This is a genomic window from Rhodoferax sp. RT4P68, assembly GCF_056521305.1.
Map to the genome: position 1 here is coordinate 476947 of NZ_JBWMBB010000002.1, position 21225 is coordinate 498171.

Consider the following 21225-nt stretch of genomic DNA (forward strand, 5'->3'; position numbering starts at 1 on the left):
GTCTTCAATCGCAGGCCAGGCGTGCCAGCCGTCCCAGCGTGGCCAGGGCCTGTTCGCTACGGCCGTCCCAGGCGTGGCCGTAGTTCAGCCGCAGGCAGTTGCGAAACCCATGGCTGGGCGAGAAGATCGGCCCCGGCGCCACGCTGATGCCCTCGGCCAGCGCGCGGCGGTGCAGCTGCAGCGCATCCGTGCCGGCCGGCAGCTCGACCCACAGAAAGTAGCCGCCCTCCGGCCGCGTGGCCCGCGTGCCGGGTGGGAACTGCGCCGCCAGCACTTCGGCAAAGCGCGATTGCTGCGTGGCGAGCAGCTGGCGCAGCCGGCGCAGATGCTTGTCGTAGCCGCCGCGCTCCAGGTAGCTGGCCAGTGCGTGCTGCGTGGGGGCGGACGCCGCCAGCGAGGTCGTCAGTTTGGCCCGCGCCACCGCCTTGGCGAAGCGGCCCGGCGCCGCCCAGCCGATGCGCCAACCCGGCGCCAGGCATTTGCTGAACGACGAACAGTGCAGCACCAGCCCTTCCTGGTCGTACGCCTTGGCCGGGGGTGGCCGCTTGTCGCCGAAGTACAACTCGCCGTAGACGTCGTCCTCGATCAGCGGCAACTGATGGCGCGCCAGCAGCGCGACCAGCGCCTGTTTGCGCTCCTGCGGCACCAGGCTGCCCAGCGGGTTTTGAAAGTTGGTCATCAGCCAGCAGGCCTTGGGGCGGTGGCGCACGATGGCCTGCTCCAGCGCCGCCAGGTCGATGCCCTCGCGCGGGTGCGTGGGCACCTCGATCGCGTGCAGCCCCATGCGCTCCAGCGCCTGCAGCGCGGCGTAGAAGGTGGGCGATTCGACGATCACCGCGTCGCCCGGCCGTGTGACCACCGACAGGCACAGGTTCAGCGCCTCCAGCGCGCCGTTGGTGATGACGACTTCGTCGTGGTGCAGCGGCATGCCGGCGGCCAGGTAGCGCTGCGCGATCTGGCGGCGCAGCGGCGCGTGGCCGGGCGACAGGTCGTCCACCGTGCTCCACGGGTCCAGAGACTGCGCGGCCGCTGCCATGCACTGGCCCAGGCGCGCCAGCGGGAACAGCAGCGGGCTGGGAAAGGCCGAGCCGAAGGGCACCACCTCGCGCGTGCGGCTCGATTCGAGGATTTCGAACACGCGCTCGCTGACGTCGACGGCGACCGAGCCTTCGCCGGGTTGGGAGGCCAGCTCCGGCTCCGGTGGCCGCTGCCCGATGCCCGGCGCCACGAAATAGCCCGAGCGTTCGCGCGCCTGCACCAGGCCGCGCGCCTCCAGCAGGTAGTAGGCCTGGAACACGGTGGACGGGCTGACGCCGCGACTGGCGCTGGTGTGGCGCACCGAGGCCAGGCGGTCACCGGCGCGCAGCAGGCCGCTGCGGATCGACTCCTCGATGTCGGTGGCCAGGGCTTCGTAACGCTTCATCGGGATGGGGGGTGGGCGGGGGCATTCTCCAACAGCTGATCCGGTGTTCGGCGCCGCCACTGGTGGTGCACCCGTCGACGCTGTGCGCTTAGCATCGGCAGGGCGCAACCGCACCGTCCAATCACCACCCACCCATGCCCACGCTCTGCGCCATCGCCGCCCTGTTCCTGCTGCAAGCCGTGGGCGACGCCATCGTGCGGCTGGCGGGCTGGCCGCTGCCGGGCTCGGTGATCGGCATGCTGGCGCTGTTCGGTGGCCTGCTTGTGTACGGCCGCGTGCCCGACCCGTTCGAGCGCAGCGCCAAGGCCTTGCTGCCGCACATGATGCTGCTGTTCATCCCCTCCGTGGCGGGCGTGATGCTGCATGTGGAGCGCGTGGCGCGCGAGTGGCAGCCGTTCCTGATCGCCTGCGTGGTGGGCACGGTCGTCACGCTGGTGGTGACCGCGCTCACGCTCAAGCTGTTGATGCGCGGCGCGCCTGCTGCCGTGTCGGAGGCAGCGGGACCGGGCACGGCGGCGGGCGTGGCTGCGACCGCGACTGCGAGTGCGAGTGCGGCTGCAGCTGCAGCTGCGGAGCGGGCACCATGACGCCCGCCGATGTCTGGGCGGCGCTGACCGCATCAGCGGTCTGGTGGCTGGGGCTGACGGTGCTGGTCTACGTGGCCACGCTGGCGCTGTACCGGCGCAGCAAGGCCCATCCGGCGCTGCTGCCGGTGCTGACCGGCACGGCCTTGCTGGTGGCGCTGCTGCTGGCCAGCGGTACGCCGTATGCCGACTACGCGCGTGGCACCGCGCCGCTGAGCCTGCTGGTCGGCCCCGCCACCATCTTGCTGGCTGTGCCGCTGTACCACCAGTGGCCACGGCTGCGCACGATCTGGCGGCCGGTGGCGCTGGCGCTGTTGGTGGGCTGCGCCACGGCCGTGGTCTCGGCCGTCGGCGTGGCCTGGGCGCTGGGCGCGTCATGGGAGACGCTGGCCTCGCTGGCGCCCAAGTCAGCCACCATGCCGATCGCCATGCCGGTGGCCGAGCGCGCCGGCGGCCTGGCCGCGCTGGCCGCCGTGGCGGTGGCCATCACCGGCATCGTCGGCGCCATGGTCGCGCAGCCGCTGCTGCGCCTGCTGCGGGTGGATGGCGACCCGGTGGTGCGCGGCTTTGCTGTGGGCCTGACGGCGCACGCCATCGGCCTGGCGCGCGAGCTGCAGATCAGCCCGGTGGCCGGCGCGTTCGCGGCGCTGGGCATGGGGTTGAACGGCCTGCTGACCAGCGCCATGGTGCCGCTGGTGTTGTGGGGGCTGCGGTGGTGGTGAAGCCTGCGACGCCCGAACGCCGCGCATCTGCACCTGTTGCACTGCAGCTGTCTGGGGCACAGTAGCGGCATGTCCACATTCCTTCGTGCCTTGCGTGCCGTGCTCTGGAGTTTCATCGGCCTGGGAGGGCGCCGCGCCGATGCAGAAGAGCGCACCCGGCATGTTGGCCTGCTGCCGCTGCTGGCCGTGGCGCTGGTGCTGGCGCTGCTGCTGATTGTCGGGTTGGTGTTGCTGGCGCGGTTCGCGGCGCAGGGGTGAGTGTCGAGGGCCCGGCGCGATTGGGCTTTTGAGGGGCAGGCCTTACGAGGGCTTGGTGCTGGTAGGTTGCTGAGTGCCGGGAGTGCCGGGAGTGCCGGGAGTGCCGGGAGTGCCGGGAGTGCCGGGTTGCGGGGCGTGCCGGGTTGCTGGGTCTGCCAGGGTGCGCCAGGGGGCCGCCCAGCATGGGGCACCCCCAGGGCCGGCCCGGCTCAGCGCCCCTCGCCCAGGGGCTCGGGGTCCCCTGCGGTGCTCGCGGCATGGGCGCATTGCACAACTCGCACCACTCACTTCGTTCGTTCACCTCGAACAGGTGCAATGAGTCAGTTTACGGAGCGTGCTGCGCCGCCGCCCATGCCGCTGCGCTCCTCGGCGCATCTGCAGGGCCGGCCCTGGGGGTGCCCCATGCCGGGCTCGGTGAGGCTGACTCCGATGCGCGGTGCGCGCTGGTAGGCCGTCGAGAGGTTTCGCGTCACTTGGGCCGGCGGGGCCGATCCGGCGCGTCGCGCGGCCCAGGTTGAGAGCCCGCGTCATGCGAGCCTGTCCCCCAGGAGCGCTTCGGCCAACCGACCACGTAGCCCGGCCTGGGGTGCCCGCCTTGGCCAACCTGTGGCCGCGCCGAGGAGCGCAGGACTGCGGGCGGCGGCGCAGCACGCCTCGTGAACTGATCCATTGCACCTGTTCGAGGTGAACGAACGCAGTGAGTGGTGCGAGTTGTGCAATGCGCCCGCAGGCCGAGCACCGCAGGCTGCCCGAGCCCCTGGGCGAGGGACGCGTCCACCGGGCGGCCGCGGCGGGCACCCCAGGCCGGGCGGCCCTGCCGCGCACCCCCGGCCCGGCAACCCTCTCCAAGCGCGAGACCCCAGCGACCCCCATGCGCCCCCAAGCAACCAGCGACCCCAGCGACCTCCAGCAACCCCAAAGACCACAAAAGTGAGGGACTGACCGCCCCAGCCCGTCAACCCGCCAGCCGGCCGCGCGCCATGGCCCGGAACGCCGTCGGCGTGTTGCCAGCCTGCTTGCGGAACAGCCGCCCGAAATACGCCTCGTCCTCGAAGCCCAAATCCGCGGCGATCTGCTTCACGCTGAGTGACGAATACACCAGCTCGCGCTGCGCCTCGTGCAGCACGCGCGCGTGGATCACTTCCAACGTCGACATGCCCAGCACCTCGCGGCACAGGCGCGTCAACTGCCCCGGGGTCACGCCGATCTCGCCCGCATACCAGGCGACCGAGCGCTGCGTGCGAAAGCCGGCGTCCAGCAGGCCGCGCAGCCGTTCGATCTGCGCCGATTTGCGCGAACGCGAAGCCTCTTCGCCGCGCTGGTCTTCGCCGATGCGCGCGATCTGCACGAACAGCGCGACCAGCAGCGACAGGCCCGCCGCCGCCTGGCCCATGGCGTAGGTGCGGGCTTCGCGCTCGATGGCCTCGAACAGCGGCATCAGCGCGTCCTCGTGCCGACTGCCGGGCGCGACGTGCAGCACGGCCGGCCGACGGATGGTGGCCAGCAGCTCGGGCGCCGCTGCGGCCGCCACCGATTCCAGCGGGCGCTGCGCTGCGGTGACCACCGGCCCGTCGATGTCGACATGGAACGAAAAGCCGTGCACCGAACGCGCTGGCGCCACGATCAGACAGGGTGGGCGCAGCGTCCATTTCACGCCGTCGATGAAGGCCTCGCCACCGCCAGCCCGCACGTAGAGCACCTGGATCAGCGCGTCGTGCACATGCGGTTCGATCTCCCAGTCGAACAGGCTGGAGCGCTCGGGAATGCGCTCGAAATGCACCAGGTCCAGCCAGCTGGGCTGCACCGCATCGCCATACAGCGCGATGTGGGGAACGCTTTTGGGCAGCGGGCGGGGTGGGGTGGTCATGCACGAATTGTCCGGGTCTTCGCCCGTTTTGTGAATTGGCGCCAACCCCGCGTCTGCCGATGATTGCGGTCATCCCAACACCGGAGACAAGCGTGAAATCAAGCTCTTCCACAACCCCTGCCGCGCAGGTGCATGCCATCGGCAGCGCCAGCGCCCGGCGCGATTCGTCCGATGCCGATTGGCTGGCCCTGGCAGGCCGCGTGTGCGCCGTCAGCGGCGCCGGCAGCGGCATCGGCGCCGCCACCGCCGAAAGCCTGGCACGGGCCGGCGCCCGCGTCGCGTTGCTGGACCGCGACCTCGCCGCGGCCGAAGCCGTGGCCGCACGCATCACGGCGGCCGGTGGCCAGGCGCTGGCGGTGGGTTGCGACATCGGTGTGGAGGCGCAAGTGGCGGCAGCCGCGGCCCGCGTCGCGGAAGTCTTCGGCCCTTGCACCGGCCTGGTCAACAACGCCGGCCTGCTGCGCCCCGCCAGCCTGGACAGCGTGGACATCGCCGAGTGGAACGCCGTGCTCGCCGTGAACCTCACTGGCTACCTGCTGTGCGCCCGCGCCTTCGCGCCGCAAATGCGCAGCGCCGGTGGCGGCAGCGTCGTGCACGTGGCCTCCATCGCCGCGCTGCACCCGCAGACGGGCAGCGGCGCCTACAGCCCCAGCAAGGCGGCGGTGCTGCTGCTGTCGCGCCAGATGGCGGCAGAGTGGGGCCCCGAGGGCATTCGCAGCAACGCGATCTGCCCCGGCATGATCCGCACCCCGCTGTCGGCCGCGTTCTACCGCGAGCCCGGTTTCGAGCAGCGGCGCGCCGCCGTCACAGCCAGCCGCCGCATCGGCGAGCCGGGCGACATCGCCGACGTCGCGCTGTTCCTGCTGAGCGCGCGCGCCGGCTACGTGAACGGGGCCGAGATCGTGGTCGACGGCGGCATGGACAGCATGCTGATGGACCTGGTGCCGCGCCCTGGCTACAACAACGTCGCCCAGAAGGAGGCAGCATGACCGTGCAACACCTCCCCGCGCGCATCGACTGCGACCTGGTCGTCGTCGGCTCCGGTGCCGGTGGCCTCTCGACGGCGATCACGGCGCGCAAGGCCGGGCTCGACGTCGTCGTGCTGGAGAAGGCCGACGTGTTCGGCGGCACCACCGCGTTCTCGGGCGGCGTGCTGTGGATCCCTGGCAATGCCACGACCGGCGCGCCGGACAGCCGCGCCGCCGCCGAGCGCTACCTGCGGCACGAGACCGGTGCATTTCATGACGACGCGGCGGTGCAGGCTTTCCTGGACCACGCGCCGGCCATGGTCGAGTTTTTCGAGCGCGAGACCAGCGTGGCCTTCGTGCCCACGCTGTACCCCGACTACCACCCCGACGCGCCGGGCGGCGTGGACGTGGGCCGCTCCATCCTGGCCAAGCCCTTTGACATCCGTGGCCTCGGCAAGGACATGGCCCGGCTGCGCCCGCCGCTGCAGACCATCACCTTCATCGGCATGATGTTCAACTCGTCGAACGCCGACCTGAAGCACTTCTTCCAGGCCACGAAGTCGCTGCAGTCCTTCGTGTACGTGGCCAAGCGCCTGGCCGTGCACCTGAAGGAACTGGCGCTCTACCGGCGCGGCATCCAGGTCACCAGCGGCAACGCGCTGGCGGCGCGGCTGGCCAAGTCGGCGCTCGACCTCTCCATCCCCATCCACACCGGCACGCCCGCGCGTGAGCTGCTGACCGAAGGCAACCGCGTCGTGGGCGTGCGCGCCGAGGGCGCCGGTGGCGAGCTGCGCGTGCACGCCCGGCGTGGCGTGGTGCTGGCCAGCGGCGGCTTCTCGCACGATGTGGAGCGCCTGCGCCGCGCCTACCCGCACGTGGCACGCGGCGGCGAACACCTGTCGCCCGTGCCCGAGAGCAACACCGGCGACGGCGCCCGTCTGGCCGAAGCGGCAGGCGCCACGCCCGTCGAAGCACGCTACCCGCAGCCGGCGGCCTGGATGCCCGTCTCCAAGGTGCCGCTGGGCGGCGGGCGCTTCGGCGTGTTCCCGCACCTGCTGGACCGCTACAAGCCCGGCGTGATCGGCGTCACACGCAAGGGCCGGCGCTTCACCAACGAATCGAACTCCTACCACGACGTGGGCGCCGCGATGATCGAAGCCTGCCGCGGCGAGCGCGAGACCGCCATGTGGCTCGTCTGCGACCAGGCCACCATGGCCAAGTACGGCCTGGGCTATGCCAAGCCCGCGCCGATTCCGCTGGGCGGGCTGATCAAGAGCGGCTACTTGATCAAGGGCCGGACGCTGGCCGAGCTGGCAGGCCAGACCGGCATCGACGCCGCCGCGCTGCAGGCCACGGTGGCCGACTACAACCAGGGCGCGGTGCACGGCGAAGACCGCCAGTTCGGCCGCGGCACGACCAGCTTCAACCGCTACCTGGCCGACGCGGCGCACCAGCCCAACCCCTGCGTGGCGCCGGTGGGCGAGGGGCCGTACTACGCGGTCAAGGTGCTGATGGGCGACCTGGGCACCTTCGACGGCATCCGCACCAGCGTGGTGGGCGAGGTGCTGGACACGCAGGGTGGGGCGATCGACGGGCTGTACGCCGTGGGCAACGACCGCGCCAGCATCATGGGCGGCAACTACCCCGGCGCCGGCATCACGCTGGGGCCGATCATGACCTTCGGCTACCTCACCGGCCGGCACATCGCCGGTCTGCAGACGGTGCCCGCTGCGGTGGAGGTGCGCCATGCCGCATGACACCGCAAGGCCGCTGGTCGACCACCGCATCTACACCATCCGCCTGCGCAAGATGGGCGAGTTCATCAAGGTCTTCGAGCAGCTGGCCATGCCCATCCTGCGCGAGACGCTGGGCCACCCGCTGGGCTTCTGGCAAAGCCAGGTTGGCCCACTGAACCAGTTCGTGCACCTGTGGGCGTACGAAAGCCTGGCCGACTATGAACTGCGCTGCCAGCGGCGCGACGCGCACCCCGGTTTCCCGGCCTACCTGCAGGCCTCCGAGCACCTGATCGTCGCGCAGGAAAGCCGGCTGATCCGCCAAGTGGCCTTCACGCCGCACTGACATTTTTTTGACAACCCCCACGGAGACTTCACCATGACCAAGACATTCGCACGCCGCGCCCTGCTGGCAGCCCTGCCCGCCCTGCTGACCTGTGCCGCCACGCTGGCCCACGCCGACGACGCCTGGCCCACCAAGCCGGTGCGGCTGGTGGTCGGCTTCTCGGCCGGCGGCACCACCGACGTGATGGCCCGCGCCGTCGCCCAGCCGCTGGCCGAGGCGCTGCGCCAGCCCGTCATCATCGACAACAAGCCCGGCGCCAGCGGCAACCTGGCGGCTGCCGACGCCATCGCCGCGCGGCCCGACGGCAGCACCTGGATGGTGGCGCCCACCACGGTGCAAAGCGCCAACCCCACGCTGTTCAAGTCGAACATCGACCCGGCCAAAGGCCTGATTCCGGTGGCCGCAATCGGCCGCAGCCAGCTTTACCTGGTGGCCCGCAACGGCCTGGCGCAAGACGGCAAGGAACTGGTCGCCAAGGCCAAGGCCCAGCCCGGCAAGCTGGCGTTTGCCTCGGGCGGCCCCGGCACGTCCATGCACCTGGTGGCCGAGATGTTCAAACGGCAGGCCAAGATCGACACCATCCACGTGCCCTACCGCGGCGTGGCCCCGGCGCTGCAGGACGTGATGGCCAGCCAGGTCGACTATGTGTTCGACACCGGCACCTCGTTCCAGCATGTGCGCGCCGGCAAGGCCCGCATGCTGGCCGTGGCCAGCGCCAAGCGCTCGTCCTTCGTGCCCGACGTGCCGACGCTGGGCGAGCTGGGCATCCCGGGCGTGGAGCTGGACATCTGGTTCGGCGTCTGGGCACCGGCCGGCACGCCGCAGGCCGTGATCGACCGCATGGCCGCCGAGCTGGCCAAGGCGGTGGCGCTGCCCGTGGTCAAGCAGCGCTTCCATGACCTGGGCGCCGATGCCACGTCGGTCGGGCCGGCCGAGTTCCGCACCATCATCGCCAACGAGACGCAGCTGCTGACGGGCCTGATCCGGGACGCGAAGATCGCCGTCGACTGAAGCCGCGGCCGCAACCCGGTTTCACGATGTCTGGCGGAACATCGTGAGCTGCCGAGCTTCTCAAGAGTGAACGGTCGGACTGTTATATTTTTCAGGACATAGCGCCGGAGGGTGGCCGGGCGTAGTGTCGTTCTGCCGCCCCTTGTGTGTCCTGGAGTGTTTCGCATGCAGCTGTCGCCCCTTGCATCACTTGTGCTGGCCCTGGCGCTGGCACTGCCGCTGTCCGCCTGGTCGCAGCAACTGACCATTTCCGCCGCCGCCAGTCTGACCGAAGCGTTCAAGGAGCTGGGCCCCAAGTTCGAGGCCGCCAAGCCCGGCGCGACCGTGCGCATGAACTTCGCCGCCTCGGGCGTGCTGCTGCAGCAGATCCGCCAGGGCGCGCCGGTCGATGTGTTCGCCAGCGCGGACCAGGAGACCATGAACCGCGCCGACGCGCAGAAGCTCATCGACGCCGGTTCGCGCAGGAATTTCGTGCGCAACAGCCTGGTGCTGGTCGAGCCGGCGCAGGGCGGCGTCGGCGTGAAGAGCCTGCAGGATCTGGCGGGCGCTGCGATCCGGAAAATCGCCGTCGGCAAGCCGGCCACCGTGCCAGTGGGCCGCTACATCAAGGAAGTGCTGGAGGCAGCCCGGCTGTGGACCGTGCTGGAGCCCAAGTTCGTGCAGGCCGACAGCGTGCGCCAGGTGCTGGATTACGTGGCGCGCGGCGAGGTGGAGGCCGGCTTCGTCTACCGCACCGATGCGGCGCTGATGGGCGAGAAGGTGCGTGTCGTGGCCACGCCGCTGGGCGCGACGCCGGTGTCCTATCCGATTGCGGTGGTGGCCGAAAGCCGCCAGAAAGCGCTGGCGGCGGAGTTCATCGCGTTTGTGCAGTCCGAGGCGGGGCAGCGGGTGCTGGCGCGGTATGGGTTTGGTGGGCCTTGAGGGTTGAGATGCGTGGGTGGGTGGCCGGTATGCGCCCCGAGCCGACATCTGGTGTCCTGATCTCACCGCCCCGAAGCCGCCGGTCGGATCGCCTTCGGCTCACGCGCCAGCCAAAAGGTGCTGACGCTGCAAGGTGCAATGCCTCGGGAGACGGACTTCAAGCAGACCCTGTGCGCTGACATCGACGGCCGCAGCCTTCACGCTGCCATGCGCTGCGGGGCCGACGACCGGCAGGCGCTGGAACAACTGTGCCGCTACATCAAGCGCCAGGAGTTGACCAAAGAGCCGTGTACCGACCAACGCTGCGGGCCGAGTCCTGCTCAAGCCCAAGCCCCCCGGCACGACGGCACCACGAACCTGGTCATGTCGTCGCCGGAGTTCATGCAGCGGCTGACGGCGCTGGTGCTAAGGCCGAGACTGCACCTGATCCGCTTTCACGGCGTGTTCTGCCGTGTCCGGGATGCAGTCGGCAAGGAAAAGCTTATCCCCAAAAGCCTTTCGCCCGACCATAGGCGCGATCTACGCCGCCACCAGCCTGCTGGCGGGCACGCCGGCCGCTCAAAGAAGCTCGCTCAAGGTGCAGGCAGGCTGACCAGGCTGCCCGAACGAACGTCGACCAGCCACTCGCCGAGGGGCACGGGCCGCCTGAAGAAGTAGCCCTGCATCGTCTCACAGCCGCGGCTCTCCAGGAAGTTCGCCTGCTCGAGCGTCTCGACGCCTTCAGCCACCACGCGCAGCTTCAGCAGTTTGGCCAGTGAGATGACCATCTGCACGATCTCGGTGTCGTTGCGATCGTCCGGTATGCCGTCGACAAAGCTCTTGTCGACCTTCAGCTCATACAGCGGCAGGCGCTTGAGGTAAGACAGGCTGGAATAGCCGGTGCCGAAATCGTCGATCGAGAACCGGATGCCCACCGCGCGCAGCTCGTTCATGTGGATGATGGTGGCGTCCACCGGGCCTACCAACAGGCCTTCGGTGACCTCGAAGATCAGGCTGCTGCCCGGCACGTCGTGGGCCTGCAGCACTTCCTGCACGCGCGCGGTGAAGCCGGGGAAGCGGAACTGCCGCGGACTGATGTTCACCGACAGGGGGATGTCGTGTCCGGTCGTGCGCAGCTCCTTCACCAGCAGGCAGGCCTGGTTCAAGACCCAGTCGCCGATGCGCACGATCAAGCCGGTCTCTTCGGCCACCTCGATGAAGTGCAGCGGCGGGACCATGCCCTGCTCGGGGTGCCGCCAACGCAGCAACAACTCGGCACCAACCAGCCTGCCCTCTGCGTCCATCTGCGACTGCGCGTGCAGGCTCATCTGCTGGCGCTCGATGGCCTGCGCCAGATCATTTTCGACGGTGAGGCGCTGTTCGACTTCGGCTTGCATGCCGGCCTGGAAGAACCCAATCTGGTTGCGCCCGGCGCTCTTGGCGCGGTACATGGCGATGTCGGCCTCGCGCAGAAGGTCGTCGACGGTCTGGTTGTCCATCACGAGCAGGGCCACGCCGATGCTTGCGCTGGAGGTGAAGAACTGCTGGCCGATCTCGTAGGGCAGTTCCAGCGCCGCACGCATCTTCTCGGCAAGAAGGTGGGCCGAGCGCGCGGCGTCGTCGGCGTTGTCGGCCAGGCCAGTGGCTAGCAGGACGAACTCGTCGCCGCCCATGCGGGCGACCGTGTCGCCCGCGCGCGTCAGCGACTGCAGCCGCGCGGCCACGGTCTTGAGCAAGGCGTCGCCGGTGGCGTGGCCACGGGCGTCGTTGATGCTCTTGAAGCGGTCGAGGTCGATGAACATCAACGCGCCGAACTGGCGCGCCCGGCGCGCCCGGGCCAGCGCTTTCGTCACCTCCTGGGTCAACATGCGCCGGTTGGGCAGCGACGTCAGGGTGTCGAAGTGGGCCAGGCGGTGGATCTCGTCATCGCGATGGTGGCGTTCCGAGATATCGACGATGACCCCTAGCATCCGCGTGGCACGGCCTTCCGCGTCGCGCTCGCTGACACGGCCCTGGGTGGCCACCCAGAGCGTTTGGGCGGTGCGGGTCTTGAAGCGGTGTTCCGCCAGGAAGTCGTCCTCGCCCTGCCGCAGCACCTTTCTGAAGGCGGCGGTGACCAGTGTCCGGTCGGCGGTCGGGATCAGGCGCAGCAACCCGCGCAGCGACAACTGGGTGGCCACGTGAGGCCCGCCCAGCAACTCGGACCAGGTCTCTGACAGGTACACCGAACCGCTGCCGATCTCCAGGTCCCAGATCGCCATGTGCGAGCCTTCCAGCGCCAGCTCGAGCCGGGCCTGGCTGTGTTGCAGGCGTGCCTGCGTGTCGCCGATGGCGTCGAGCATGAGGTTGAACTCGCGCGCCACTTCGGCCAGTTCGCGCGGGCCGTCGGTGGGCACGCGCACGTCCAAGCCGCCGCCACCGGCACGCCGGGCGGCCGCGCTGACGGCGCGGATGGGCCGGGCAATCCGGCGGCTGAGCGCCACCGCGAGCAGCAGCACCAAGACGACGATGCCCGCCGCCGCCAGCGCGCTGGCCTGCGCGCTGTGCTCGACACCAGCCAGTGCGTAATCGGCATCGATGCCGACGAGCGCAATCCAGTCGGTGCCGGCGACGGGGGTGAAACCGTAGAAGCGCGGAATGCGCTCCACGCCCATCGACTGCGCCGTGCCGTGGCGCTGCTTCACCGCCACGCGCAGGATCTCCGACTTGTCCAGCAGGTTGGTGCCCACGAAGCGCTGCGCCTCGCGTGAACGAGCGACCACGTTGCCCTGGCTGTCGACGATGACGATGAAGATCTGTGGCGGCAGCCGCTCGGCGCCGGGCACCAGCCTGAACTTCAGCAGGTCGATCGGGGTCTGCAGGGCGCCGACCATCTTGCCGCTGCCGTCACGCACCGGTTCGGCCAGTACTGAGATCCAGTTCTTGTTAATGGGGCCGTAGACGATGGGGCCGACCACGAAGTCCTGCCGCTGGTAGACCTGCTGAAACCAGGCCATGTGGGCAACCGGCAAGGGCTGGTTGCCGGGCTGGGACAGCGACGAGCAGACCAGGAAGCCCTCGGGTGTCGACAAGCTCATGTTCGACAGCTGTGGATAGAAGTCCTTGAAGGTGGGGAAGATCTCGTCGCAGGGCTGCCCCGGGCTGGTGACCTTGGCCAGCATCTGCGGCCGCCGCGCCAGCGTGGTGAGCACGGCGCGGGCATCTTTGATGAAGGTCTCCGCCGTATCGGCCGTCAGTTGCGCCAGGCGCAGCGCCTCGGCCTGGGCCAGCGCACGCCCGTTCTCGTATTGCTGCCAAACGTTGTAGCTGAGCAGCATCGCCATCGGCGCAATCACGCCACCGGCCATCAGGTACAGCAGGCCGCGAACGGTCCAGGCGAGAGGAAGACGCAATGGGGGCTCCGAGTTCGGGACAGACACTCATGGACCTGCCAGTCTGGCACACCGGGTGGCCACCTTGTCGCCGAATCGGCCTGCTACGCCATGACATCAGTGATCGAGAAAAACAAGCGCAACCAGGATAGCAGGCGCCGGCACCGCCTCCGGTGCCGGCTCGCGACCAGGCGCTGTGAGCGGCCTGACGATTCCGATTCATCACCGTTTAGGTGATTTGAAAAGCCTATGCCCCTAAGGTTGGCAGCCGGTGGAGCTGGATCTGCCCGCGCCGCAGACTGCACACAGGCCCGGGCTGGCCGGGCCCGCGGGCACCGCAAATTACCGGTGGCCTTGAAGCAACCGATGGCCAGCTCGAGATTCTCGCGCTCTTCCCAGCCGCGCGAGACGCTGCCCTCAAGCTATCGCCGATGAGCGGCCCCTTGTGGCCGCCAGCGGCAGTCCATCCGTGTCACGGCCCCCACTCCCACACGCGCATTTCCATCCGTGCAACGCCCCGGTGGCCCAAGCCCTGCGCTTGACAGCTCTCCGCACAAGTACCCCACCGAGCAATCTCAGACTTTGATGCGCAAGGGCTTGCACATCCCTCCAGCGGCGGCCCCCGTCGCCACTCCCAGCAGCAGCCGACGCACGCCCAAAGTCTCTTCGCTCTGTGGCGGTCTCGCCAACATCCCAGCCGCTCGACCCACTACAGTGCGGCTCGCCATCCCGCCCACCCCACCATGTTCGACCGCCAAGCCACTGCCCTGATCCGCCCCGCCATCACGCGGCTGGCGCGCGCACTGGCGGCGGCTGGCGTCAGCGCCAATGCGCTCAGCTTCACCGGCTTTGCGATCGGCCTCGTGGGCGCGTTGCTGATCGCCAGCCAGCTCTACGCGTGGGCCATCGTCGCCATCGTGCTGTCGCGGCTCTGCGATGGGCTCGACGGCGCGGTCGCGCGGCTGTCGGCGCCAACCGACCGTGGCGGTTTTCTGGACATCACGCTGGACTTCCTGTTCTACGCCGCCATCCCCATGGCCTTTGCCGTGGCCGACCCGGCGCGCAACGCGCTGGCGGCGGCTGCCTTGCTGACGGCCTTCATCGGCACCGGGTCGAGCTTTCTCGCGTTCGCCGCCATCGCCGCCAAGCGCGGCATGGCTAGCACCGCCTACCCCGACAAATCGTTCTTCTTCCTCGGTGGCCTGGCCGAGGCCGGCGAGACGCTGGCGTTCTTCATCGCCATGTGTCTGTGGCCGCAGCATTTCGCGCTGCTGGCCTGGGTGTTCTGCGGCATCTGCGCGCTGACGGTGGCCACGCGCATCTACTGGGGCTGGCGCGCGTTCGGTTGATCTGCAGCCAGCCCGGTGCGCCGGCACCCCTGGCCATCACCGCCGCGCGGGCCAGGCGCTTCAGGGGCCGGCGGCCAGGCGCAGGTCGCCGAACCAGGTCTCCACCTGCTCGCCTGTGTTGTCGGTATCGGCGCCGATGCCCAAGCCGCTGACCTGCGGGATCGGCCCGCCGAAGGCTGCGTCCCAATCGCGGCGCAGGTCGCGCGCGTGGGGGCGCCAGGTGTTGGCCTCGGCATTGCCGCTGTCGACGACCAGCATGCGCACCCGGTCGGTGTACGGGTTCCAGGCCGTGCTGCCCACCGGCTGGGCCTGGCCCCAGACGTAGCACAGCGCGGCGGCGGGGATGTCGGCGCCCGACAGCGCGCGTGCCGTCCGCAGGGCCAACCGGTCGCCCAGCGACAGGCGGTCCAGCGGCAGATCGAAGAACACGTAGAGCCGCGCGGCGTAGTCGTCGCCCCCCTTGGTGCGCACGTCCGATCCGCCCAGCGCACGCGAGACCTTCCACTGCCACTGCAGCCAGGGCGTGCGCGCCGGGTCGGCTTCGGTTCGGCACACCAGCGACGAGGCCGATGCGGCCGAGCGCACGCGCAGCACGCGGCGGCCGGCTTCTTCCACGATGGCGTAGGCATTGGCGCGCTCTACCTTGGGCAGGCGCTGGTGCGTCCAGCCTGGGGGCAGGGCATCGCCGGGCGGGGCGGTGGACAGCAGGGGCGGCTGCGGCGCGGCCAGGGTGGGGGCCGGTGCTGGCGCTGGAGTTGGGGACGCGGACTGCGCGCCGGCGGTGCCCGTGGCGGCGCCCGTCGCTGCCAGGCCCAGCCGGGCCAGTGTCTGGCGGCGGTTCAGCGTGCTGTCGGTGTGCATCAGCGCATCTTCGCCGCTCGAGCGCGAACTGCGACCGCGTAAACGTCCCGCTGCCGCCCACTGCTGGGTCGTCGGGTCCTCGCTCGCCACGGCGCACTTTTCGGTTTTAGGAAACATATTTGCGCATCGATCCAACCAGAAGAGGAGCCGTATTGATCAGAACACCCGCAGTTCTTCTGGGATTTCGTTGGTGTTTTCCATGATCATTTCAGTCGAATTGGAGTTGCGCTGCAGATGGGCTTCCTTATAATAAGGCAACATGTTGTCGTAAACGGCACGGCCACAGAGTCGCAAACGACAGACCATGGCAAGCAAACCAACCAGGAGAGAGACCATGCAGAGATTCAAAGACAAGACCGTCATCGTCACCGGCGGCGGCGGCGGCATCGGCGGGGCCACGTGCCGCCGCTTCGCAGGAGAGGGCGCCAAGGTGGCGGTGTTCGACATGAACCTGGAAGCCGCCGACAAGGTGGCCGCGCAGATCCGTGCCGACGGCGGCCAGGCCCAGGCGTTCCGCTGCGACATCACCGACCGCGCCACCGTCGACCAGGCCGTGGCCGCCACGCTGGAGGCACTCGGCCCCATCGACGTGCTGGTCAACAACGCCGGCTGGGACGTGTTCAAGCCCTTCACCAAGACCGTGCCGGCGCAGTGGGACAAGCTCATCGCCATCAACCTCACCGGCGCGCTGCACATGCACCACGCCGTGCTGCCCGGCATGGCCGCGCGCAAGGCCGGCCGCATTGTGAACATCGCCTCCGACGCGGCGCGCGTGGGCTCCTCCGGCGAGGCGGTGTACGCGGCCTGCAAGGGCGGGCTGGTGGCGTTCTCCAAGACCATTGCACGCGAGCACGCCCGCCACGGCATCACCGTCAACGTGGTCTGCCCCGGCCCGACGGATACCGCCCTGTTCGCCGACTACAAGGAAGGCGCCGGCAACCCCGAGAAGCTGATGGAAGCCTTCACGCGCTCCATCCCGCTGGGCCGCATCGGCCAGCCGGACGACCTGCCGGGCGCCATCCTGTTCTTCGCCAGCGACGACGCGGGCTTCATCACCGGCCAGGTGCTGAGCGTCTCGGGCGGCCTGACGATGAACGGCTGATCCGACCCGTCGACACAACCCCTCACACCCCCCAAGGAGACACCATGGAATACGAAGACATCCTGTACGAAGTGCGCAACGGCGTGGCCTGGATCACCATCAACCGGCCCGAGAAGATGAACGCGTTTCGCGGCCAGACCTGCGACGAGATCATCCGCGCGCTGAACAAGGCCGGCTACGACCGCGCCGTGGGCTGCATCGTGCTGGCTGGCGCTGGTGAAAAGGCGTTCTGCACCGGCGGCGACCAGTCGGCCCACAACGGCAACTACGACGGGCGCGGCACCATCGGCCTGCCGATGGAAGAGCTGCACACCGCCATCCGCGACGTGCCCAAGCCCGTCATCGCCCGCGTGCAGGGCTTCGCCATCGGCGGCGGCAACGTGCTGTGCACCATCTGTGACCTGACCATCTGCTCCGAGAAGGCCATCTTCGGCCAGGTCGGCCCCAAGATGGGCTCGGTCGATCCGGGCTACGGCACGGCGTTCCTGGCGCGCGTCGTCGGCGAGAAGAAGGCACGCGAGATCTGGTACCTGAACAAGCGCTACAGCGGCGCCGAGGCCGTGGCCATGGGCCTGGCCAACATCTGCGTGCCGCACGACCAGCTGGACGCCACCGTGCAGGAGTGGGCCGAGACCATCTGCGAGCGCAGCCCCACGGCGATCGCCATTGCCAAGCGCAGCTTCAACGCCGACACGGCGCACCAGGCCGGCATCGCGGGCCTGGGCATGTACGCGCTGAAGCTGTACTACGACACCGAAGAGTCGCGCGAAGGCGTCAACGCGCTGGGCGAGCGGCGCAAGCCCGACTTCCGCAAGTACGCCAAATAAACCAACCCACCACGCGCAGCTGGAGACATCCCCATGAACCCCTACCTCGACGACGACCTGCTGGCCCTGGGCGAACACGCCCGCCGCTTTGCCCAGGGCCGCGTGGCCCCCGGCTTTCTGGAGCGCGACAAGACCCGCGTGCTGGACCGCACGCTGATGCGCGAGATGGGCGAGATGGGGTTCATCGCGCCCGAGCTGCCCGAGTCGGCCGGCGGCCTGGGCATGGGCTCGCTGGCGGCCGGCGTGATCCATGAGGAGATTGCGCGGGCCGACCTCAGCATTTCCTACATCAACCTGCTGGCCTCGCTGAACGGGCAGATCCTGGTGCAGCACGGTCAACCCGCCGTGGCCCAGCCGTGGCTGCAGAAACTCACGCGTGGCGAGGCGCTGCTGGCCATCGCGTTGACCGAGCCACGTGGCGGGTCGGATGCCGGCAACCTGCGGCTGCGTGTGGAGCGCATCGGCGACCACTACGTGCTGAACGGCGAGAAGACCTCGATCTCGGCCGCCGACCAGGCCGACGCGGCCGTGGTGTTCGGTCGCACGGGCAGCGTCGAATCGCAGGCGCACGGCGTCACCGCGCTGCTGGTGCCGATGGACACCCCGGGCGTGACGACGAACCGCTTCGACTGCCATGGCCAGCGCGCCATCGGCCGCGGCTCGATCTTCTTCGAGAACGTGCGCGTGCCTGTGGACCACCGGCTGGGCGACGAGAACAAGGGCTTCGTGCAGGTGATGCAGGGCTTTGACTTCTCGCGCGCGCTGATCGGCCTGCAGGTATTGGCCGTGGCCCGCGTGTCGCTGGAAGAGACCTGGGAGTACGTGGCCCAGCGTGAAGCCTTCGGCAAGCCGCTGTCGGCGTTCCAGGGCGTGTCGCATCCGCTGGCCGACTACGACACGCAGGTCGAAGCCGCGCGGCTGCTCTGCCTGCAGGCCCTGTGGCTCAAGGACAAGGGCGCGCCGCACAGCGCGGAGGCGGCCATGTGCAAGTGGTGGGCGCCCAAGCTGGCCTATGACGCCATCCACCAGTGCCTGCTGAGCTTTGGCCACGGCGGCTACGACCGCGGGCTGATGGAGCAGCGGCTGCGTGACGTGCTGGGCTTTCAGATCGGCGACGGCACGGCGCAGATCATGAAAACCATCATCGCGCGCACCCGTGCTGGCCGCAAAGCCGTGCCGGCCTGAACGCACCACGACAAGGAGACACCCCATGGAATTCGATGCCGTCCTCATCCCCCCACGCCGCGCCGCCATGGTGGCCCAGGGCCACTGGCGCGAGCGCACCATCAACGACGCGCTGGACGCCGCCGCCCTGGCCGTGCCCGACAAGACCGCGTTGACGGCCGTACAGGTCGAAGGTGGCGCCGTCACGCGCTTCACCTACCGCGAACTGGCGCGCATGGCCGACCGCATCGCCGTGGGCCTGGCGCGTCTGGGCGTGCAGAAGGGCGACATCGTCGCCGTGCAGTTACCCAACTGGTGGCAGTTCACGCTGGTCTACCTGGCCTGCTCGCGCATCGGTGCGGTGATGAACCCTCTCATGCACATTTTTCGCGAGCGCGAGTTGTCCTTCATGCTGCAGCACGGCGAGGCCAAGGTGGCCATCGTGCCGCAGAGCTTTCGCGGCTTCGACTTCGCGCAGATGCTCGAAGGCCTGCGCCCCAGCTTGCCGCACCTCGAGCACGTGGTGGTGGTCGGCGCCCTGCAGGGCAATGAACCTGCACCGCACAGTTTCGAAGCGCTGCTGAGCGGCCCGGCCTGGGAAGCCGCGCCGGATGCCGCCGAGATCCTGCGCGCGCACCGGCCGGGGCCGGACGATGTCACGCAGCTGATCTACACCTCGGGCACGACGGGCGAGCCCAAGGGCGTCATGCACTCGGCCAACACGGTGCTCGCCAACATCGTGCCCTATGCCGAGCGGCTGCATCTGGGTGCGGACGACGTGGTGCTGATGGCCTCACCGATGGCGCATCAGACGGGCTTCATGTATGGCCTGATCATGCCGATCTGGCTGCAGGCCAGCGCCGTGTTGCAGGACGTGTGGGAGCCGAAGAAAGCTGTCGAACTGATCCGCCAGGAGCGCGCCACGTTCACGATGGCGTCCACCCCGTTCCTGACCGACCTGGCCCGCACCGTCACCGAGATGGGTGGCGAGGGCGTGCCCAGCCTGCGCAGCTTTCTGTGTGCCGGTGCGCCGATTCCCGGCGCGCTGGTCGAGCAGGCGCGCGCGGCGCTGGGCGCCAAGATCGTCTCGGCCTGGGGCATGACCGAGAACGGCGCCGTCACGCTGACGCGGCTGGACGATGCGGACGAGCGCTCGTTCAACACCGACGGCCTGCCGCTGCCGGGCGTCGAGCTGAAGGTGGTCGACATCGATGGCAACGCGTTGCCGGCCGGCGAGCCCGGCAAGCTGCTGCTGCGCGCGTGTTCCAACTTCGGCGGCTACCTGCGCCGCCCGCACCTGAACGGCACCGACGCCGAGGGCTGGTTCGACACCGGCGATCTGGCGCGCATCGACGCACAAGGCTACGTGCGCATCACCGGCCGCAGCAAGGACGTGATCATCCGCGGCGGCGAGAACATCCCGGTGGTCGAGATCGAATCGCTGCTGTACCGCCACCCGGCGATTGCGCATGCGGCCATCGTGTCCTACCCCGACGAGCGCCTGGGCGAGCGCGCCTGCGCGGTGGTCGTGCCACGGCCGGGCCAGACCATCGACCTGCAGAGCATGGTCGAGTTCCTGAAGTCGCAGAAGGTGGCCGTCCAGTACATCCCCGAACGCCTGATCGTGCGCGACACGATGCCGTCCACACCGTCCGGAAAGATCCAGAAGTTCAAGCTGCGCGAGCTGCTGGCGGCTGGCTGAACGGCCCCGCCCTGACCCCGCCCGATCCCCACGAAAGAGACCCCACCATGCCAACCAGCTTCAAACCCCTGCGCCGCGCCATCGTGCTGGCCGCTGCCACCCTGTGCCTGGGCACGGTCCACGCCCAGACCACCTGGCCGACCAAGCCGATCCGCATCGTCGTCGGTTTCGCGCCCGGCGGCAGCACCGACGTGATGGCGCGCATCGTGGCGCAGCAACTCACCGAGACGCTGGGCCAGACCGTCATCATCGACAACAAGCCCGGCGCCAGCGGCAACATCGCTGCGTCCGAAGTCATCCGCGCCACGCCTGATGGCACCACCTTTCTGATCGCGCCGACCTCGGTCGAGACGGCCAACCCCTGGCTGTTCAAGTCCACCATCCTGCCCTCGCGCGACCTGATGCCCGTGGCCGCCATCGGCCGCACGCAGATGTACCTGGTCGCCAAGCCGCAGATGGAGGCCAAGAACGCCAAGGAACTCGTGGCGCTGGCCAAGGCCAAGCCCAACACGCTGTCGTATGCCTCGGCCGGCACCGGCACGCCGCCGCATCTGGCCTGCGAGCTGTTCAAGCTGGCCACCGGCACGGCCATTACGCATGTGCCCTATCGCGGCGCGGCCCCGGCGCTGCAGGACGTGCTGTCGGGCCAGGCCGACTTCGTGTGCGACCCGGGCATCGCGTTCCCGCACATCCGCACCGGCAAGGCCAAGCTGCTGGGCGTCGTCAGCGCCAAGCGCTCGCCGTTCTTCCCGGATGTGCCGACGGTCGGCGAGCAGGGCTTCGAAGGCGCGAACCTGGACATCTGGTTTGGCGCCTGGGCGCCCAAGGGCACCCCGCCGGAGATCGTCACGCGGCTGAGCGAGGCGGTGGCCAAGGCGGTGGCACAGGCCAGCGTGAAGAGCCGCTACGCCGAGTTGGGCGCAGAGCCGGTGCAGGTGGGTACGGCGGAATTCCGCAAGTTGCTGGCCGACGAAAGCGCGCTGCTGGAGAAGGTGATCCGCGAGCAGAAGATCGTGGTGGAGTGAGGGGGCTGGTCC

General features: G+C 69.3%; 20 protein-coding genes. 15 read left to right on the plus strand and 5 right to left on the minus strand.

Annotation, left to right across the window (positions count from 1 at the left end):
- Nucleotides 1-4: 4 nt before the first annotated feature.
- Complete coding sequence (locus tag AC099J_RS05635; protein WP_479614235.1) at nucleotides 5-1423, minus strand: aminotransferase-like domain-containing protein; 1419 nt, start codon at nucleotides 1421-1423, stop codon at nucleotides 5-7.
- Nucleotides 1424-1557: 134 nt separating this feature from the next.
- On the opposite strand from AC099J_RS05635, the gene AC099J_RS05640 reads away from it, so the two are divergent.
- The 3 genes from AC099J_RS05640 to AC099J_RS05650 all read left to right on the plus strand — a co-directional run bounded on the left by AC099J_RS05640 (nucleotide 1558) and on the right by AC099J_RS05650 (nucleotide 2987).
- A complete protein-coding gene (locus tag AC099J_RS05640) occupies nucleotides 1558-2010 on the plus strand; it encodes a CidA/LrgA family protein (RefSeq protein ID WP_479614236.1) in 453 nt (150 codons plus the stop codon).
- On the plus strand, nucleotides 2007-2729 hold the full coding sequence (locus AC099J_RS05645; RefSeq protein WP_479614237.1) for an LrgB family protein: 723 nt from the start codon (nucleotides 2007-2009) through the stop codon (nucleotides 2727-2729). The genes AC099J_RS05640 and AC099J_RS05645 overlap by 4 nt, the downstream gene beginning before the upstream one ends.
- Nucleotides 2730-2798: 69 nt before the next feature.
- Nucleotides 2799-2987, plus strand: a complete 189-nt coding sequence (locus AC099J_RS05650; RefSeq protein ID WP_479614238.1) for a DUF2970 domain-containing protein — start codon at nucleotides 2799-2801, stop codon at nucleotides 2985-2987.
- Between the two features lie 955 nt (nucleotides 2988-3942).
- Here the strand turns inward: AC099J_RS05650 and AC099J_RS05655 are convergent.
- Nucleotides 3943-4854, minus strand: coding sequence for a helix-turn-helix domain-containing protein (locus AC099J_RS05655; protein ID WP_479614239.1), 912 nt, complete (start codon nucleotides 4852-4854; stop codon nucleotides 3943-3945).
- Between the two features lie 137 nt (nucleotides 4855-4991).
- On the opposite strand from AC099J_RS05655, the gene AC099J_RS05660 reads away from it, so the two are divergent.
- The 6 genes from AC099J_RS05660 to AC099J_RS05685 all read left to right on the plus strand — a co-directional run bounded on the left by AC099J_RS05660 (nucleotide 4992) and on the right by AC099J_RS05685 (nucleotide 10490).
- Nucleotides 4992-5843 (plus strand): SDR family NAD(P)-dependent oxidoreductase, encoded by an 852-nt coding sequence (locus AC099J_RS05660; protein WP_479614421.1) that lies wholly within the window; start codon nucleotides 4992-4994, stop codon nucleotides 5841-5843.
- Nucleotides 5840-7579 carry an FAD-dependent oxidoreductase gene (locus AC099J_RS05665; protein WP_479614240.1) on the plus strand — a complete coding sequence of 580 codons (1740 nt, stop codon included), beginning with the start codon at nucleotides 5840-5842 and terminating at the stop codon, nucleotides 7577-7579. The genes AC099J_RS05660 and AC099J_RS05665 overlap by 4 nt, the downstream gene beginning before the upstream one ends.
- A complete protein-coding gene (locus AC099J_RS05670; RefSeq protein ID WP_479614241.1) occupies nucleotides 7569-7901 on the plus strand; it encodes an NIPSNAP family protein in 333 nt (110 codons plus the stop codon). Before AC099J_RS05665 ends, AC099J_RS05670 begins: the two co-directional genes overlap by 11 nt.
- A 33-nt stretch (nucleotides 7902-7934) precedes the next feature.
- Complete coding sequence (locus AC099J_RS05675; RefSeq protein ID WP_479614242.1) at nucleotides 7935-8912, plus strand: Bug family tripartite tricarboxylate transporter substrate binding protein; 978 nt, start codon at nucleotides 7935-7937, stop codon at nucleotides 8910-8912.
- A 165-nt stretch (nucleotides 8913-9077) separates the two neighbouring features.
- The gene (gene modA, locus AC099J_RS05680) at nucleotides 9078-9833 is read left to right on the plus strand and encodes a molybdate ABC transporter substrate-binding protein (RefSeq protein ID WP_479614243.1); all 756 of its coding nucleotides are present in this window, start codon (nucleotides 9078-9080) and stop codon (nucleotides 9831-9833) included.
- 117 nt (nucleotides 9834-9950) lie between these two features.
- Nucleotides 9951-10490 (plus strand): transposase, encoded by a 540-nt coding sequence (locus tag AC099J_RS05685; RefSeq protein ID WP_479614244.1) that lies wholly within the window; start codon nucleotides 9951-9953, stop codon nucleotides 10488-10490.
- Here AC099J_RS05685 and AC099J_RS05690 read toward each other — a convergent pair.
- Nucleotides 10406-13204, minus strand: a complete 2799-nt coding sequence (locus tag AC099J_RS05690; RefSeq protein WP_479614245.1) for a bifunctional diguanylate cyclase/phosphodiesterase — start codon at nucleotides 13202-13204, stop codon at nucleotides 10406-10408. The two genes, AC099J_RS05685 and AC099J_RS05690, sit on opposite strands and share 85 nt — an antisense overlap.
- A gap of 722 nt (nucleotides 13205-13926) precedes the next feature.
- Between AC099J_RS05690 and AC099J_RS05695 the strand changes: the two genes are divergently transcribed.
- On the plus strand, nucleotides 13927-14532 hold the full coding sequence (locus tag AC099J_RS05695) for a CDP-alcohol phosphatidyltransferase family protein (protein WP_479614246.1): 606 nt from the start codon (nucleotides 13927-13929) through the stop codon (nucleotides 14530-14532).
- Nucleotides 14533-14592: 60 nt separating this feature from the next.
- Here the strand turns inward: AC099J_RS05695 and AC099J_RS05700 are convergent, their stop codons facing one another.
- Nucleotides 14593-15393 (minus strand): DUF3047 domain-containing protein, encoded by an 801-nt coding sequence (locus tag AC099J_RS05700; RefSeq protein ID WP_479614247.1) that lies wholly within the window; start codon nucleotides 15391-15393, stop codon nucleotides 14593-14595.
- Nucleotides 15394-15549: 156 nt separating this feature from the next.
- On the minus strand, nucleotides 15550-15729 hold the full coding sequence (locus AC099J_RS05705) for a hypothetical protein (protein ID WP_479614248.1): 180 nt from the start codon (nucleotides 15727-15729) through the stop codon (nucleotides 15550-15552).
- On the opposite strand from AC099J_RS05705, the gene badH reads away from it, so the two are divergent.
- From badH to AC099J_RS05730, 5 genes are read left to right on the plus strand one after another with little or no spacing between them, the layout of a single operon-like run.
- Nucleotides 15728-16495: a 2-hydroxycyclohexanecarboxyl-CoA dehydrogenase gene (badH, locus tag AC099J_RS05710; protein WP_479614249.1), complete on the plus strand. Its 768-nt coding sequence runs from the start codon at nucleotides 15728-15730 to the stop codon at nucleotides 16493-16495. The genes AC099J_RS05705 and badH overlap by 2 nt on opposite strands.
- A gap of 44 nt (nucleotides 16496-16539) precedes the next feature.
- Entirely contained in the window at nucleotides 16540-17322 is a 783-nt protein-coding gene (gene badI / locus AC099J_RS05715; protein WP_479614250.1) for a 2-ketocyclohexanecarboxyl-CoA hydrolase, read from the plus strand.
- A gap of 33 nt (nucleotides 17323-17355) precedes the next feature.
- Entirely contained in the window at nucleotides 17356-18507 is a 1152-nt protein-coding gene (gene aliB, locus AC099J_RS05720; protein WP_479614251.1) for a cyclohexanecarboxyl-CoA dehydrogenase, read from the plus strand.
- A 25-nt stretch (nucleotides 18508-18532) separates the two neighbouring features.
- The gene (gene aliA, locus AC099J_RS05725; protein WP_479614252.1) at nucleotides 18533-20188 is read left to right on the plus strand and encodes a cyclohexanecarboxylate-CoA ligase; all 1656 of its coding nucleotides are present in this window, start codon (nucleotides 18533-18535) and stop codon (nucleotides 20186-20188) included.
- A 47-nt stretch (nucleotides 20189-20235) separates the two neighbouring features.
- Complete coding sequence (locus tag AC099J_RS05730) at nucleotides 20236-21213, plus strand: Bug family tripartite tricarboxylate transporter substrate binding protein (protein ID WP_479614253.1); 978 nt, start codon at nucleotides 20236-20238, stop codon at nucleotides 21211-21213.
- The last annotated feature ends 12 nt before the right edge of the window (nucleotides 21214-21225 follow it).